Here is a 15,715-nt window from a genome sequence, read left to right on the forward strand (position 1 = left end):
GCTGGCCGCCGTCGGCGCCGGGCTCACGGGCGGCCCGCGCCCGCCGCAACGCACCCCCCTCAAGGCGGCCCTGCGCCGGATCGCGGACGTCTTCGTGCCGCTCCATCCCCGCGCTGATCGGCTGCGGGGTGCTCGCCGGGCTCAACGGGCTGCTGGTGAACGCCGGTTGGCTGCCGGGGCTGACGCCCGCGCTGACCGCCGTCGCCTCCGGGTTCATGGCGCTGATCGCGGTCTTCGTCGGCTACAACACGGCGGCGGTCTTCGGCGGGACGCCGGTGCTCGGCGGGGCGGTCGCGGCCGTCGTCGTCCACCCGGGGGTCGCGAAGGTGACGGCGTTCGGGGTGACGCTCGCCCCCGGGCAGGGCGGGGTGCTCGGCGCGATGGCGGCGGCGCTGCTCGCGGTCGCGGTGGAACGGTGGTGCCGGGGCCGGGTGCCGGACACCCTGGACGTGCTGCTGACCCCGACCCTGACCGTCCTGGTCGCGGGCCTCGGCACGCTGTACGGGCTGATGTGGGCGGCGGGCGCGGTGTCGTCGGCGATCGGGCACGCGGCCGACTGGCTCCTGGTGACGACCGGACCGCTGGCCGGGCTGATCCTGGGCGGCCTCTTCCTGCCGCTGGTGATGCTGGGGCTGCACCAGGCCCTCATCCCCCTCCACACCACGCTCATCGAGCAGCAGGGCTACACCGTGCTGCTGCCGCTGCTGGCGATGGCGGGCGCGGGTCAGGTGGGCGCGGCGGTGGCGGTGTACGTCAGGCTGCGGCACGACACGTCGGTGCGCAGGACGATCAGGTCGGCGCTGCCCGCGGGGCTGCTGGGCGTCGGCGAGCCGCTCATCTACGGGGTGTCGCTGCCGCTCGGCCGGCCGTTCCTGACCGCGTGCGCGGGCGGGGCGGCGGGCGGCGCGTTCGTCGGGTTCTTCGCGATGCTCGGGGACCGGGTCGGCGCGACGGCGATCGGCCCGTCGGGGTGGGCCCTGTTCCCCCTCCTCGCGGGCAACAGGGGCCCGCTGCCGACGGCGGCGGTCTACGCGGGCGGCCTGCTGACCGGCTACGCGATCGGCTTCCTGGCGACCTACGCGGGGTTCAGGGGCGAGGCACCGGGGACCGAGGGGGCGGACGGGCCCACCGGGTCCGAGGAAGCCACCGGTGCGCAAGGGACCACCGGGCCCACCGAGTCAGAAGCGCCCGCCTGACCCAAGGGGCCGACGGGAGCGCCCGCCGAGCCCAAGGAGCCTCCGCGATCCCCGAGGTACCGACGATCCAGCGATCCCTGCGCTCCCCGACGCCACGCGATCCCCCGTCGACAGGCCGGAGGCCAACGGTCGAAGGCCAACGGTCGAAGGCCAACGGTCGAAGGCCAACGGTCGAAGGCCAACGGTCGAAGGCCAACGGTCGAAGGCCAACGGTCGAAGGCCAACGGTCGAAGGCCGAAGGGTCGGACGCCCCCTGGCCGGGGTCGGGAGTTGGCCGGTTCCCGCACTCGGCGCGACAATCGGATCCGCCCGCCCAGTCCTCCACCCCGTCCCTCCGCCCCGTCCGTCACCTTCTCCCCCTCCCCGGCCCTCCCCCTCCGCCCTTCTCCCCCTCCCCTGCCCCTCCCCTCCCCTCCCCGCCCCGCCGCGCCGCCCCGGCGTGCCCGTCAGAACGGAGCCCGCTGTGAACCACGCCCAGCTCACGGCCCTGGGCCGCGCCCTTCGCCTCGTCGGCGAACACGGCGACGCGCTCACCACCGACACGCCCGACGCGCGCCTGCACGAGGTCAAGGCCGACCTGCGCCGGGCCCTCGACCTGCTGGACGAGACCGTCGGCACGGGAGCCCCCACCACCCGGTGCGCCGAGCACCCCCAGGGTCCGGTGGACGAGAGCGCCCCGGACCGCTGCCTGCTCTGCGAGACCCGGCGCCGGGCCGCCCGCCGCTCCGAGTACCAGGGCGGCCCGCGCCCCGCGCAGCCCGACCCCGGCTCCTCCGCGCCGACCCGGTACGGCGTCCGCGCCGACCGGCCGCAGGCCCAGCAGCGCTGGCTGCCCGAGCAGTGGAACGGCCGCGAGTGGCAGCTGTGCGGCACCCCGCGCCGGGACCGGCACGAGGCGGAGCTGTACCTCGCGGCGCAGCGGCGCGGCTCCCGCCCGGCGATGGCGTACCGGCTGGTGCACGAGTTCACCGACTACGAGGTGGTGCGGGTGTGGGGCACCCCGGTCCATGTCGACATCGAGCCGCTGGGGAACCTGGGCGGCCTCTGACTCAGCCGAGCAGCGGCAGCGCCGGGAAGTCGTACCCGTCCCAGAGCCTGCCGCTGCGCTCCTGCGGGTAGCCGACGACCGCCGGTTCGTCGTCCAGGACCAGGGTCGGGCGGTCCTTCTCGTCGTAGGCGGGCCAGCCGGGGTCGCCGGTGCGGGCGAACGACGTCCAGGCGGCGCGGAAGCGCGCGGAGAGCGCCTCGGCCCGCGGGGTGGCCCCGGCGCCGCCGAACAGGAGGGCGCCCAGGTCGGCGTCGTAGGTGCCGAACAGCAGCGGGATGTCCAGGCCGTGGCAGGCGCCGAACATGCCGCCGCCGCCCGGCGCGGGCCAGGCCAGCTCGTAGACGTGGGCCCGGCCGCCGCCCGCGAGCTGCGCCTCGGCCAGCCGCTGCGTGGGCAGCGCGAAGAGCCAGTCGGTCTGCACCCGCTCGTACAGCTCGTCGGGGGTGGCGTCCGGGTAGGCGGCGCGGTAGGCGCGTTCCCCCGCCGCGCCGCCCGGCGCGAACAGCCGCAGCATCCCGGCCGCCTGCTCCTCGGTGACGGTGCCGAGCACGCCGCTCATGGCCATGAAGAGGCGGAACTCGTCGCGGTTGTGGCCGACGAGCAGGTCGACGTCCCGGCCCGCGCCGGACGCCAGCGCCTGCCAGGGGGTGGTGGGCAGCACCTCGCCGTCGACGACCGGCGCGTAGGCGGTGACGGTCGGCGCGGCCCGGCCCCAGCGGTCCGCGTGCTCCGTCATCCTGGCGGCCAGCGGGGCGACGGCGAGGGCGAGCTCCCGGGGTGCGACGGCGGCGAGGTCGGTCGCGGTGGGGCGCAGCCCGGCCTCGGCCGCGAGGGCGGCGGCGAGGTCCCCGGCCAGCTCGGGCGAGAAGAAGGTGCCCGGCACGCTCTGCGCGATCGCCCGGTGGAAGAGGCCGCGGGCCCGGTCCATGGCCAGGAGCGCCGCGACGCAGCCGCCGCCCGCCGACTCGCCGAAGACGGTGACCCGGCCGGGGTCGCCGCCGAACGCGGCGATGTTCTCCCGCACCCACTCCAGGGCGGCGACCTGGTCCAGCAGGCCGCGGTTGGCGGGAGCGCCCTCGATCTGGGCGAACCCCTCCATGCCGACGCGGTAGTTGAGGCTGACGACGACGAGGTCACCGGCGAGGGCGACGCGGTGGGCGTCGTAGCCGGGGCTGCCGGAGTGGCCGAGCTTGTAGGCGCCGCCGTAGATCCACACCATCACCGGGCGGCGGGCCGCCGGGTCGGGGTCGGGTGTCCACACGTTCACGGTGAGCCAGTCGTCGCCCTCGGGGGCATCGAGGCGGCCGGTCCGGCCCATGACGCCGAGGTCCTGCGGGGGCGGCGGGCCGAACGCGGCGGCGTCGCGGGTGCCGTCCCAGGGCGCGGGCGGGCGGGGCGCGGCGAACCGGTCGGCGCCGACGGGCGGGGCCGCGAAGGGAATTCCCCGGAATACCGCGAGATCGTGTTCACGCCGTCCGCGCACGGCTCCGGCGGCGGTGCGCACCACCGGTTCGCCGAGGGTGGGGTGCGGGTCGGTCGCGTCGGTCGCGGGCATGGTCGATCGCCTCCGTGGAACGCGTCGTCAGGGACCCGCCCACGATATCCGCGGGGGCGACTCCTAAGAACGGCGGTCCTCTTCGGCCACCTTGGCGAATTCACGGCCTCGGACGGTAAGAAAAGCGCGTGGAATTCCCCGCGGTCACTCCTGGGGCGCGTGGTGCTGATATCGACGCGAGTGACGGTGATCCGGGCCGGGAATTGTTCCGGTGAACCGGTCGGGAGGAACGGCCGGGACCACGAGATGCGAGGCCCCGGCCGTTTCCGGGCATGGTCCGGGAGATCAGCTGAGGGTCTTCAGGGACGACGCGTCGTACGCCGCCAGCTCGCCGGTGCGGCCGGAGAGGACCTTCCGCGCCCACTCCGGGTCCTGGAGCAGCGCGCGGCCGACCGCGACGAGGTCGTACTCGTCCCGCTCCAGCGCGTCGAGCAGGTCGTCGAGGCCCCGGGTCGCCGAGCCCTCGCCCTGGAACGCCCGGACGAAGTCGCCGTCGAGGCCGACCGAGCCGACGGTGACGGCGGGCCTGCCGGTGAGCTTCTTGGTCCAGCCCGCGAGGTTGAGGTCGGAGCCGTCGAACTCGGGCTCCCAGTAGCGGCGGGTGGAGGCGTGGAAGGCGTCGACCCCGGCGGCGGCCAGCGGCGTGAGGATCTCCTCCAGCTCCTGCGGGGTCTCGGCGAGCCGCGCCGTGTACGCCTCCTGCTTCCACTGCGAGTAGCGGAAGAGGATCGGGAACCCGGCGGAGACCCGCTCGCGCACGGCGGCGACGATCTCGGCGGCGAACCGGGTGCGGGCGACCGGGTCGCCGCCGTAGGGGTCGGTGCGGCGGTTGGTGCCCGCCCACAGGAACTGGTCGAGCAGGTAGCCGTGGGCGCCGTGCAGCTCGACGCCGTCGAAGCCGATCCGTTCGGCGTCGGCGGCGGCCTGCGCGAACGCGTCGATGACGTCGTCCAGGTCGTCCTGGGTCATCGCCCTGCCGGTGGGCTCGTCGGCACCGATGCGCAGCCCGGAGGGGCCGACGGCGGGGGCGTCGGCGAAGGGCGGCTGGCCCTGCTCGCGGACCATGCCGATGTGCCACAGCTGCGGCACGATCGTGCCGCCCGCCGCGTGCACGTCCGCGGCGACCTTCGCCCACCCGGCGAGCTGCTCCTCGCCGTGGAAGCGCGGGATGCGGTCGCTCTGCCCGGCGGACGGGTGCCCGACGTAGGTGCCCTCGGTGACGATCAGACCGACGCCCGCGGCCGCGCGGCGGGAGTAGTACGAGGCGACGTCCTCGCCCGGAACGCCGCCCGGGGAGAACTGCCGGGTCATCGGCGCCATCACGATCCGGTTCGGGACGGTGAGCCCGTTGAGGGCGAAGGGCCGGGCGAGGATCTCGGCGGCGCGGGAGGGGGCGGTCTGGGGGACGCTCACGTGGGGGCTCCTGGTGACGGGGGGCGTGCGGCGGACCGGCGGCGGACCATGCGGTATGTGCACATGCATCGACCGCTCCTCAGCTCAACGGCACGGCCTCGCCGGCCATTCCGCCCCCGGCGGCCTCCCGGTGTGATCCGGGCCACTGCGCGCCCGCGCGACCGGCGCCCCGGCAGCGGCGCGCGGACCACCGCGCGCCCGTGCCACCGGTTCGGGTGCCACCGGCCCGATGCGCCCACCCGTCCGGCGCCCGTGTGGAAGGGTCCGGCCCATGACGATGCCCTCGCAGCGATGGCTGCCCCGCGAAGAATGGATCAAGACCCAGCCGCAGGCCCTGCTCGCGTCGTGCGTCGTGCTGCGGGACCCGCGGGGCCGGATGCTGCTGCTGCGCTACGGCCCCGGCCAGCCCGCGTCCGGCACCTGGTGGCCGCCCGGCGGGATGCTCGACCCGGGCGAGGACCCGTGGACGGCGGCCCGGCGGGAGATGCGGGAGGAGACCGGCCTGACGCTGGGGCCCGACCCGCTGCTGATCGGCATCGACCACCGCGCGGACGTCGACGGCACCGGGCCCGTGCTGGACTGCTTCTTCGACGGCGGCACCGTCGGCGAACAGGCCCCGGTGCGGCTCAGCGGCGAGCACGACCGGTACGCCTTCGTCGACCCCGACGAGCTGTCCGGCCTCCCCCTCACCGGGGACGCGCGCACCCTGCGGGCGCTGTACGCCGCCGCCCTGGGCGGGGGCGTCGCCTGTCTGCGGGAGGGGCTGCCGCACCGGGCGGCCGGGGTCGGCGGCTGACCCCGGAAACGCCCGGGGGCGGCACCCTCCGCTCTCGCGGGGAGTGCCGCCCTCGGTCGGTACGACGGGACGGTCCGATCCTCGGAAGGATCAGAAGTCCATGTCACCGCCCGGCATGCCGCCCGGGGCCGCGGCGGCGGCCTTCTCCGGCTTGTCGGCGATGACGGCCTCGGTGGTGAGGAACAGCGCGGCGATCGACGCGGCGTTCTGCAGCGCGGAGCGCGTCACCTTCGCCGGGTCGATGATGCCCTCGGCGATCATGTCGACGTACTCGCCCGACGCGGCGTTCAGGCCGTGGCCGACGGGAAGGTTGCGCACCTTCTCGACGATGACGCCACCCTCGAGGCCACCGTTGACGGCGATCTGCTTGAGCGGGGCCTCCAGGGCGAGCTTCACGGCGTTGGCGCCGGTCGCCTCGTCACCCGTCAGCTCCAGCTTCTCGAAGACCGAGGAGGCCTGCAGCAGGGCCACGCCACCACCGGCGACGATGCCCTCCTCGACGGCCGCCTTGGCGTTGCGCACGGCGTCCTCGATGCGGTGCTTGCGCTCCTTCAGCTCGACCTCGGTCGCGGCACCGGCCTTGATGACGGCGACGCCACCGGCGAGCTTCGCCAGGCGCTCCTGGAGCTTCTCGCGGTCGTAGTCCGAGTCGCTGTTCTCGATCTCGGCACGGATCTGGTTGACGCGGCCCTGGACCTGGTCGCTGTCACCGGCGCCGTCGACGATCGTCGTCTCGTCCTTGGTGATGACGACCTTGCGGGCGCGGCCGAGCAGGTCGAGACCGGCGTTCTCCAGCTTGAGGCCGACCTCCTCGGAGATGACCTCGCCGCCCGTGAGGATGGCGATGTCGCCGAGCATGGCCTTGCGGCGGTCGCCGAAGCCCGGGGCCTTGACGGCGACGGACTTGAAGGTGCCGCGGATCTTGTTGACGACCAGGGTCGACAGGGCCTCGCCCTCGACGTCCTCGGCGATGATCAGCAGCGGCTTGCCCGACTGCATGACCTTCTCCAGGAGCGGGAGCAGGTCCTTGACGGAGCCGATCTTGGAGTTGGCGATGAGGATGTACGGGTCGTCGAGCGACGCCTCCATCCGCTCCATGTCGGTGGCGAAGTACGCCGAGATGTAGCCCTTGTCGAAGCGCATGCCCTCGGTGAGCTCGAGCTCCAGACCGAAGGTCTGGGACTCCTCGACGGTGATGACGCCTTCCTTGCCGACCTTGTCCATGGCCTCGGCGATCAGCTCGCCGATCTGGGTGTCGGCGGCGGAGATGGAGGCCGTCGAAGCGATCTGCTCCTTGGTCTCGACATCCTTCGCCTGCTCGAGCAGGGCACCGGAGACGGCCTCGACGGCCTTCTCGATACCGCGCTTGAGGGCCATCGGGTTGGCACCGGCGGCTACGTTGCGCAGGCCTTCCTTGACGAGGGCCTGGGCGAGAACGGTGGCGGTGGTCGTACCGTCGCCGGCGACGTCGTCCGTCTTCTTGGCGACTTCCTTGACCAGCTCGGCGCCGATCTTCTCGTACGGGTCCTCGAGCTCGATCTCCTTGGCGATGGAGACACCATCGTTGGTGATCGTGGGGGCGCCCCACTTCTTCTCGAGGACGACGTTGCGGCCCTTGGGGCCGAGCGTCACCTTGACGGCGTCCGCGAGCTGGTTCATGCCGCGCTCGAGGCCGCGCCGCGCCTCCTCGTCGAACGCGATGATCTTGGCCATGTGAAGTGGTCCCTCCAGGACTGGGGGTGATTCCTTCGGACCGCGCCCGCGCCCGCGACGGACGGCTCACCGGCCTGGTGGTTCCTTGCCCCACACGGCCTGCGGGCCTCACCGACCCGGTCCTCGTTGTCACTCTCACCTTCAGAGTGCTAACGCCAATGATTAGCACTCGACCCATGCGAGTGCAAGCGCCTCCCGGGGATCGGTCGGCGGACCGGGCGCGGACACGTCGAAGGGCCCGCACCCCGGGAGGTGCGGGCCCTTCGACGGAAGACGTCGCTTGCGGCTGGTTCGGTTGGTCGCGCGATCAGGCGGTGACGCGAACCATGTCGGCCTGCGGGCCTTTCTGACCCTGCGAGATCTCGAATTCCACCCGCTGGCCTTCTTCAAGGGTGCGGTAACCGTCCATCTGGATCGCGCTGTAGTGGACGAAAACATCCGCACCACCGTCGACCGCGATGAAGCCGTACCCCTTCTCCGCGTTGAACCACTTGACGGTGCCCTGAGCCATGCCTAACTCCCCTATTACTGGCCCTTGCACAGATCCACACTTCGCGGATCCGGGTCAGACCTCACCCCCCATTGGCACTGGGGGCGTGCGCCGGAACGCGTCGACCGCGGCCGAATGTATCTGTCCAACTGCCCTCTGCAACAGGTCAATCGGACGAGAATTCTGGACGGAAGGGGTCCGGAATGTTGCGAGAATTCAACTCAATTCAGGGCAAGTCGGACCACACAAAAGGGCGCAGAACGCGCAAAAGACCCGCACACTTTGGCTGCTTCTTGTCGCGCGGGAAGCCGGAACTCACAGGTGCGCGGAGTGCGGGATCGCGCGGCTTCCCCAACTGTACCGCGCTCAACCATGCAGAATTGCCCCCTCCGTTTCTCTCACGGAGGAGGCAATTCGATGAACTCTCGGTCACCGGAGTTACCCTGGGTAACAAAACCGGTCGACCGGCCTGTCACCCGGGCCGTCCGGCCGGGCCCGGTCAGCCGCCCGCGACCGCCGGGATGATCGAGATGCCCGCGCCGTCCGGCGTGGCCGTCTGCAGACCCTGCTCGAAGCGGACGTCGTCGTCGTTCACGTAGACGTTCACGAACCGGCGCAACGCGCCCTGGTCGTCCAGGACCCGGGCGGAGATGCCCGTGTGGTTCTTCTCCAGGTCGGCGATGACCTCGCCGAGGGTCGCGCCCTCGGCCGTGACCTCGGACCGGCCGCCGGTGTAGGTGCGCAGGATGGTCGGGATGCGGACGGAGACGCTCATGATGCGAGGCCAGCCTCTCGGAAGGAGTCGAGGTTCGGACGGATGGTGGCGGTGAGGCCGGTGCCGGCCACCGCGTCGAGGGTCTTCAGTCCGTCCCCGGTGTTCAGGACGACGGTGGTGAGTGACGGGTCGAGGAGACCGCTGTCGATCAGCTTCTTCGTGACGCCGACGGTCACGCCGCCCGCCGTCTCGGCGAAGATGCCCTCGGTGCGGGCGAGCAGCTTGATCGCGTCCACGACCTGCTCGTCCGTGACGTCCTCCACGGCGCCGCCGGTGCGGCGGGCGATGTCCAGGACGTAGGGGCCGTCGGCCGGGTTGCCGATGGCGAGCGACTTGGCGATGGTGTTCGGCTTCTGCGGCCTGACCACGTCGTGGCCCGCCTTGTAGGCCACCGAGACCGGGGAGCAGCCCTCGGCCTGCGCGCCGAAGATCCGGTAGGGCCGGTCCTCGACGAGCCCAAGACCGATCAGCTCCCGGAGCCCCTTGTCGATCTTGGTGAGCTGGGACCCCGAGGCGATCGGGACGACGAGCTGGTCCGGCAGCCGCCAGCCGAGCTGCTCGCAGATCTCGTACGCGAGGGTCTTGGAGCCCTCCGCGTAGTAGGGCCGCAGGTTGACGTTGACGAAGCCCCAGCCCTCGCCCGCCGGGTCACCGATCAGCTCGGAGCAGAACCGGTTCACGTCGTCGTAGTTGCCCTCGATGCCGATCAGCTCGCCGCCGTAGACCGCGGCCATCACGACCTTGCCCTGCTCCAGGTCGTGCGGGATGAACACGCAGGAGCGGAACCCGGCCCGCGCGGCGGCGGCGCCGACCGCCCCGGCCAGGTTGCCGGTGGAGGAGCAGGAGAGGGTGGTGAAGCCGAAGGCGCGGGCGGCCTCCAGGGCCTGGGCGACGACCCGGTCCTTGAAGGAGTGGGTCGGGTTGCCGGAGTCGTCCTTCACGTACAGACCGCCGGTGACGCCCAGCTCGCGGGCCAGGTTGTCGGCCTTGACGAGCTTGGTCCAGCCCGGGTTGATGTTCGGCTTGTCGGCCACGTCGGAGGGGACGGGCAGCAGCGGCGCGTAGCGCCAGATGTTCGCGGGGCCCGACTCGATCCGCTTGCGCAGCTCCTCGGTGTCGTACCCGGAGAAGTCGTAGGCGATCTCCAGCGGCCCGAAACACTCCTCGCAGGCGAAGACCGGACCGAGGGGCACCCGGTGGCCGCACTCCCGGCAGCTGAGCGCCGCGGCGGGGCCGAGGTCTACGGTGGGGTTCGTGGCGGTTTCGGCAGTCTGCACAGCCATGTGAGGCGAGGCCCTTTCTCCTCATCTTCCTCACGACGCATCTCGCCGTGAGACGGATTTGGCACCTTCCCGAGCCGGGAGCCTCGCGTGATGATCGTCAGTGATCCACGAGACCGGCTGGAGGGTTGCCGGGGCTTCATCGGGCCGTGTCCCTCTGCCCCTCTGGATGAGCGGTATGCGGTTGTGTCCTGCGGTTGTGGGCGCCGGCGGACCCCGACATGCGATGGTCACCAGCGTTGTTCAAGACTGTAACCGAAGGCCAGGACAGTTGAGATAGTCGTCCGAACCGCGAGATGGATCACACGGTCCGCTCGCCGAGTGAACGTTAAGGAGCCGCGCACTGTGCTGAACGAAGTCGAGCGCTGGCTGACCACCCGCTCCTGGTCCGTGACCGATCGCCCGCTGCACCGCGTCCTGGCCGCCAAGCGCGCCACCGGACAGACGGTCAGCGTGGTGCTGCCCGCGCTCAACGAGGAGGAGACCGTCGGCGACATCGTCGCCGTCATACGGCACGACCTCATGCGGCAGGCGCCCCTCGTCGACGAGATCGTCGTCGTCGACTCCGGGTCCACCGACCGCACCTCCGAGGTGGCCGCCGCGGCGGGCGCCCGGGTCGTGCACCGCGACGAGATCCTGCCCCGGCTGCCCGCCGTGCCCGGCAAGGGCGAGGTGCTGTGGCGCTCCCTGCTGGTCACCGGCGGGGACATCGTGTGCTTCGTGGACGCCGACCTCAGGGAGTTCTCGTCCGACTTCGTCCTCGGGATCGTGGGCCCGCTGCTCACCGACCCCGGGATCGATCTGGTCAAGGCGATGTACGACCGTCCGCTGCGCGGCGCGGCCGGACAGGGCGGCCGGGTCACCGAGCTGATGGCGCGCCCGCTGCTGAACATGCACTGGCCGCAGCTCGCCGGTTTCGTGCAGCCGCTCGGCGGCGAGTACGCGGCCCGGCGCTCGCTCCTCGAACAGCTGCCGTTCCCGGTCGGGTACGGGGTCGAGCTGGGCATGCTGGTCGACGCCCTGCACCTGGCGGGCCTCGACGCCCTCGCCCAGGTCGACGTCGGGGTGCGCGTCCACCGTCACCAGGACGGCCAGGCGCTGGGCCGGATGGCCGCCGCGATCTACCGGACCGCGCAGCTGCGGCTGGCCCGCGGCCATCTGATCCGGCCCGCGCTGACCCAGTTCGAACGCGGCGCCGACGGCTTCGAGCCGCGGACCTACCCGGTCGACACCGAGGAACGGCCGCCGATGACGGAGATCGCCGAGTACGCGGCCCGCAAGGTCGCCTGAGCCGGTGGCCCGGCCGCCGGGCCACCGGTCGTATACGTCCTCACCTGGCCGCGTCCGTACGTTTGAGCGTTTACGGGCGTGGCTAGGTTGAGGCGTATGGCTCCCTCCCCCGACGCCGCAGCCCAGGTGCTGGTCGCGTCCAACCGCGGTCCGGTCTCGTACGACGTGCAGAGCGACGGGACGCTGGCCGCCCGGCGCGGTGGCGGCGGACTCGTCTCGGGGCTGTCCGCCATCGGGCCCGACGCGGGCGCGCTGTGGGTCTGCGCGGCCCTCTCCGACGGCGACCGCGAGGCGGTGCGGCGCGGGGTCGGCGAGGACGGCGTGCGGATGCTGGACATCCCGGCCGAGGTGTACGCCGACGCGTACAACGGCGTCGCGAACTCGGTGCTCTGGTTCGTGCACCACATGCTGTACCAGACGCCCGTGGAGCCGGTCTTCGACGCGGAGTTCCGGCGCCGGTGGGCGTCGTACGAGAGCTACAACCGGGCCTTCGCCGAGGCGCTCGCCGAGGAGGCGGCCCCGGGCGCGGCGGTGCTGGTGCAGGACTACCACCTGAGCCTGGTGCCCGGCCTGCTGCGCGCGCTCCGCCCCGATCTGCGCATCGGGCACTTCTCGCACACGCCGTGGGCGCCGCCCGAGTACTTCCGGATGCTGCCGGACGACATCGCCGCGCAGGTGCTGCGCGGGATGCTCGGCGCGGACCGCCTCGGCTTCCTCACCGAGCGCTGGGCCGCCGCCTTCCGGGCCTGCTGCGAGGACCGCGTCGGCGGCCTCGGCAGCACCAGGACCGGGGTGCACGGTCTGGGCGCGGACGGGGAGTTCCTGCGCCGCCGCTCGCACGAGGCGGACGTGGAGGAGCGGATCGTCGCGCTGCGCGAGGAGGTCGGCGCGGGCCGCAGGACCGTGGTGCGGGTGGACAGGACCGAGCTGTCGAAGAACATCGTGCGCGGCCTGCTGGCGTACCGGCAGCTCCTCGACGACCGGCCGGAGTGGCGCGAGCGGGTCGTGCACGTGGCGTTCGCCTACCCGTCGCGGCAGGACCTGGCGGTGTACCGGGAGTACACGGCGGAGGTCCAGCGCGTGGCCGAGGAGATCAACGAGCGGTACGGGACGGCGTCCTGGACCCCGGTCGTGCTCCATGTGAAGGACGACTTCGCGCGCTCGCTCGCCGCGTACCGGATCGCCGACGTGGCCCTCGTGAACCCGATCAGGGACGGCATGAACCTGGTGGCGAAGGAGGTGCCGCTGGTCTCCGACGAGGGGTGCGCGCTGGTGCTGTCGCGGGAGGCGGGGGCGTTCGAGGAGCTGGGCGAGGACGCGATCGCGGTCAACCCCTACGACGTGTCGGCGACCGCCGACGCCCTGCACGAGGCGCTGTCGATGCCCGCGGGCGAGCGCGCCGAGCGGGCCAAGCGGCTGTCGGCGGCGGCGACCGCGCTGCCGCCGTCGCGCTGGTTCCTCGACCAGCTGGACGCGCTGCGGGGCCCGCGGGACTGACCGCGGCCGCGGGCCCCGGCGGGCGGTCAGTCCAGCCGGTCGGCGAGGGCGCGCAGCAGGGCGACCAGGCCCGCGGGTCCGTCGACCACGAGGTCGGAGCGGTCGCGCAGTTCGGTGACCTCGTCGCTGCCGCTGCACACCAGCAGGCCCGGGGTGCCGTCGGCGCGCAGCCGGTCGACGGCGGTGTAGGCGGGGAGGTCGCCGAGGTCGTCGCCGCCGTAGAGGACGGACGTCGCCGAGACCCGCCGGACGTGGTCGCGCAGGGCGACGCCCTTGTCCATGCCGGGCGGGCGCAGCTCCAGGACCATGCGGCCGGGTTCGACCACCAGGCCGTGCCGGGCGGCGAGGTCGGTGAGGGGCAGGCGCAGCGCCTCGAAGGCGGCCTTCGGGTCACCGGCCCGGCGGGTGTGGACGGCGACCGCCCGGCCCTTCTCCTCGATCCAGGTGCCCTGCCAGGCGCCGACGCTGTCCAGGAAGCCGGGCAGTTCGGCGCGGAGCGAGGCGACCCCGGGGTGCGGGGCGGGGGCGGTGACCTCGCCGGTCGCGGCGTCCCAGCGTTCGGCGCCGTAGTGGCCGAGGACGACGAGGTGTTCGAGTCCCGGCACCCCGGCGAAGCCGCCGTGCCGGACGGCGACCGCGGCCGGGCGGCCGGTGACGACGGCCACCGAGGCGACCTTCGGGGCGAGGGCGGCGAGCGCGGCCACCGCGTCCGGGTGGGCGCGGGCCTGCTCGGGGTCGGGCACGATCGGGGCGAGCGTGCCGTCGAAGTCGAGGGCGATCAGCGCGCCGGAGGGGCGGGTGAGGATGGCGTCGAGTCCCTCGCGTCCGGCCGCGGTGGCGGGCGTCGGCAGAGGGGCCGGGGTTGGCGTGGAGTGCGTCGAGTCCGTGTGGCTGCCCATGGGGCGACCCTAACCGGGTGGCCCGGGGCGCACCCATGGCTCATCGGGGCGCGGCCGGATCCTCAGCGTTCCGACCGGCGCCGGTCGCGCACCCGCCGGAGCCTGTTCACGGTGACCGGGTCGTGGGCCAGGGCCCGCCGGTCGTCGAGGAGGGCGTTGAGGAGCTGGTAGTAGCGGACGGGGGCCAGGCCCAGCTCCTCGCGGATGGCGCGTTCCTTGGCGCCGGGGCCCGCGAAGCCCCGGCGTTCGAGCGCGAGAACGGCCTGTTCGGTGCGGCCGAGTCCGGATGCGTCGTCCATACCCCGCACGGTAGCCGCCTGACCGCGGTCGCGGGGCGTGCGGCGGGTGCCGTGACCGGAGGGGCGGGCCGGTGGGCCCCTCCGGCCGGGGTACTAGGTTCCGCTGTCGGCCTTGGTGGCCGTCGACTCCAGGCCGGCGAGGACGGAGGCGGGGGTGGAGCCGGGGGCGACGGCGCCGCCGATGTTCTTCTTCACGTCCGCCGCGACCTCGGCCCAGGACGTCCGGCCGACCGGGTAGGTCTCGGACTGGGGCAGTTCGTCGAGGAACGGCTTGAGCGCGGCGTCGCGCCCGGCGGCGCTCATCGTCTCGGAGGCGGAGTTGGTGACCGGGAGCAGGTCGTACTCGCGGGAGAAGTCGAGGACGTTCTCCTCGCTGTAGACGAAGTCGAGGAAGTCGCCGACCTGCTGGGCGTGGCCGTTGTGGCGGAAGGCGGTCATCCAGTCGGCGACGCCCATGGAGTACCTGCTGGGGCCGGTGTGCCCCGGCATCCGGACCATGCCGTACTCGACGCCCTGCTTCTGGGCCATCTTCATCAGGGAGGGGTGGCCGTTGAGCATGCCGACGTCGCCGTCGGCGAAGGCGCTGAAGGCGCTCGCGCGGTTGAGCTTGCCGGGGGCGACGGGGCCGGTGAGGCCCTTGTCGACGAGTTCGTCCTTGAGCCAGGTGAAGGTGGCGACGTTCTCCGGGGAGTCGAGGCCGTAGGTGCCGAAGGAGTCGGTGTAGCCGCCGCCCCCGCTCAGCAGCCACTGCATCGTCTCGGCCTGCGCCTCCTCGGGGCCGAGCGGCAGGGCGTAGGGGTACTTGACGCCCTCGGCCTTGAGGGCGGCGGCGTCGGCGGCCAGGTCCTTCCAGCTCTTGGGCGGGGTGAGACCGGCCTTCGAGAAGAGGGTCTTGTTGTAGAAGAGGAGGCGGGTGGAGGCGGCGAACGGCATCCCGTACTGGACGTCCTTGACCCGGCCCGCGGTGGCGAGCTGGGAGGCGAAGTCGGCCTGGGTGGAGATGGAGAGCAGGTCGTCGGCCTGGTAGAGGAGGTTGTCGGCCGCGTAGTCGGCGTAGGAGCCGATCTGCGCCATGTCGGGCGGATTCCCGGCGGCGACGAGTTCCTTGACCTTGCGGTCGACGTCGTTCCACGAGTACACGGTGACGTCGATCTTCACGCCGGAGTGGTTGCTCTCGTAGGTGTCCGTCAGCCGGTCCCAGTACTTCTGGGAGCTGTTGGCGGCGGAGTCCCCGTACTCGGCCGCGACCAGCTTGAGGGTGACGTCGTCGGAGCCGCCGGTGAGGCCGCAGCCACCGAGCACCGCCGTCATCCCGAGGGCGGAGACCGCCGCGATCGTTCCTGTCCTGCGTCGCTGCCGCCGCTGCACCGCTGTTGCCCCACCCTGCTGTCGCACTGTTCGAATTACTGGACCATAAGGTCTACACCACGTGAGTGGACTAGACCTCTCGCGGGTAGGAGGGCC

At 72.7% G+C, this 15,715-nt stretch carries 13 protein-coding genes, 1 pseudogene and 1 riboswitch; of the genes and pseudogenes, 5 read left to right on the forward strand and 9 right to left on the reverse strand.

Annotated elements, in window-relative coordinates; translation table 11 throughout:
• Together GA0115242_RS27915 and GA0115242_RS27920 are read left to right on the forward strand one after the other, a co-directional pair.
• Window positions 1–1,088, forward strand: a pseudogene (locus tag GA0115242_RS27915) (PTS transporter subunit EIIC); the annotation flags it as partial.
• Window positions 1,089–1,659: 571 nt separating this feature from the next.
• Complete coding sequence (locus tag GA0115242_RS27920; protein ID WP_093833262.1) at window positions 1,660–2,244, forward strand: hypothetical protein; 585 nt, start codon at window positions 1,660–1,662, stop codon at window positions 2,242–2,244.
• A gap of 1 nt (window position 2,245) precedes the next feature.
• Here the strand turns inward: GA0115242_RS27920 and GA0115242_RS27925 are convergent, their stop codons facing one another.
• Together GA0115242_RS27925 and GA0115242_RS27930 are read right to left on the reverse strand one after the other, a co-directional pair.
• On the reverse strand, window positions 2,246–3,799 hold the full coding sequence (locus GA0115242_RS27925; RefSeq protein ID WP_093833266.1) for a carboxylesterase/lipase family protein: 1,554 nt from the start codon (window positions 3,797–3,799) through the stop codon (window positions 2,246–2,248).
• Window positions 3,800–4,084: 285 nt separating this feature from the next.
• Entirely contained in the window at window positions 4,085–5,212 is a 1,128-nt protein-coding gene (locus tag GA0115242_RS27930; protein WP_256089773.1) for an NADH:flavin oxidoreductase, read from the reverse strand.
• Between the two features lie 271 nt (window positions 5,213–5,483).
• Here GA0115242_RS27930 and GA0115242_RS27935 point away from each other — a divergent pair, with 271 nt between their 5' ends.
• Window positions 5,484–6,008 (forward strand): NUDIX hydrolase, encoded by a 525-nt coding sequence (locus GA0115242_RS27935; RefSeq protein ID WP_176729925.1) that lies wholly within the window; start codon window positions 5,484–5,486, stop codon window positions 6,006–6,008.
• 90 nt (window positions 6,009–6,098) lie between these two features.
• Here the strand turns inward: GA0115242_RS27935 and groL are convergent, their stop codons facing one another.
• The 4 genes from groL to thrC form a co-directional block, all read right to left on the reverse strand.
• A complete protein-coding gene (gene groL / locus GA0115242_RS27940) occupies window positions 6,099–7,721 on the reverse strand; it encodes a chaperonin GroEL (protein ID WP_093833272.1) in 1,623 nt (540 codons plus the stop codon).
• 307 nt (window positions 7,722–8,028) lie between these two features.
• The gene (locus GA0115242_RS27945) at window positions 8,029–8,232 is read right to left on the reverse strand and encodes a cold-shock protein (RefSeq protein ID WP_004986573.1); all 204 of its coding nucleotides are present in this window, start codon (window positions 8,230–8,232) and stop codon (window positions 8,029–8,031) included.
• Between the two features lie 478 nt (window positions 8,233–8,710).
• A complete protein-coding gene (locus GA0115242_RS27950) occupies window positions 8,711–8,986 on the reverse strand; it encodes a MoaD/ThiS family protein (RefSeq protein WP_093833274.1) in 276 nt (91 codons plus the stop codon).
• Window positions 8,983–10,269 carry a threonine synthase gene (gene thrC, locus GA0115242_RS27955; protein ID WP_161353318.1) on the reverse strand — a complete coding sequence of 429 codons (1,287 nt, stop codon included), beginning with the start codon at window positions 10,267–10,269 and terminating at the stop codon, window positions 8,983–8,985. The genes GA0115242_RS27950 and thrC overlap by 4 nt, the downstream gene beginning before the upstream one ends.
• Before the next feature lie 18 nt (window positions 10,270–10,287).
• A riboswitch (SAM riboswitch) is annotated at window positions 10,288–10,442 on the reverse strand.
• A 169-nt stretch (window positions 10,443–10,611) separates the two neighbouring features.
• Here thrC and GA0115242_RS27960 point away from each other — a divergent pair.
• Together GA0115242_RS27960 and GA0115242_RS27965 are read left to right on the forward strand one after the other, a co-directional pair.
• Window positions 10,612–11,556 (forward strand): glucosyl-3-phosphoglycerate synthase, encoded by a 945-nt coding sequence (locus GA0115242_RS27960; RefSeq protein WP_093833278.1) that lies wholly within the window; start codon window positions 10,612–10,614, stop codon window positions 11,554–11,556.
• A gap of 96 nt (window positions 11,557–11,652) precedes the next feature.
• Window positions 11,653–13,053, forward strand: a complete 1,401-nt coding sequence (locus GA0115242_RS27965; RefSeq protein ID WP_093833280.1) for an alpha,alpha-trehalose-phosphate synthase (UDP-forming) — start codon at window positions 11,653–11,655, stop codon at window positions 13,051–13,053.
• A gap of 26 nt (window positions 13,054–13,079) precedes the next feature.
• On the opposite strand, the gene otsB is transcribed toward GA0115242_RS27965, so the two are convergent.
• From otsB to GA0115242_RS27980, 3 genes are all read right to left on the reverse strand, one after another.
• Window positions 13,080–13,952, reverse strand: a complete 873-nt coding sequence (gene otsB, locus GA0115242_RS27970; RefSeq protein ID WP_093833282.1) for a trehalose-phosphatase — start codon at window positions 13,950–13,952, stop codon at window positions 13,080–13,082.
• Between the two features lie 62 nt (window positions 13,953–14,014).
• On the reverse strand, window positions 14,015–14,251 hold the full coding sequence (locus GA0115242_RS27975; protein WP_093833284.1) for a DUF3263 domain-containing protein: 237 nt from the start codon (window positions 14,249–14,251) through the stop codon (window positions 14,015–14,017).
• Window positions 14,252–14,344: 93 nt separating this feature from the next.
• Window positions 14,345–15,562: an ABC transporter substrate-binding protein gene (locus GA0115242_RS27980; RefSeq protein ID WP_093833286.1), complete on the reverse strand. Its 1,218-nt coding sequence runs from the start codon at window positions 15,560–15,562 to the stop codon at window positions 14,345–14,347.
• Between the last annotated feature and the right edge of the window lie 153 nt (window positions 15,563–15,715).

Origin of the sequence: Streptomyces sp. SolWspMP-5a-2, assembly GCF_900091845.1 — a bacterium.
GTDB classification, from domain to species: domain Bacteria; phylum Actinomycetota; class Actinomycetes; order Streptomycetales; family Streptomycetaceae; genus Streptomyces; species Streptomyces doudnae.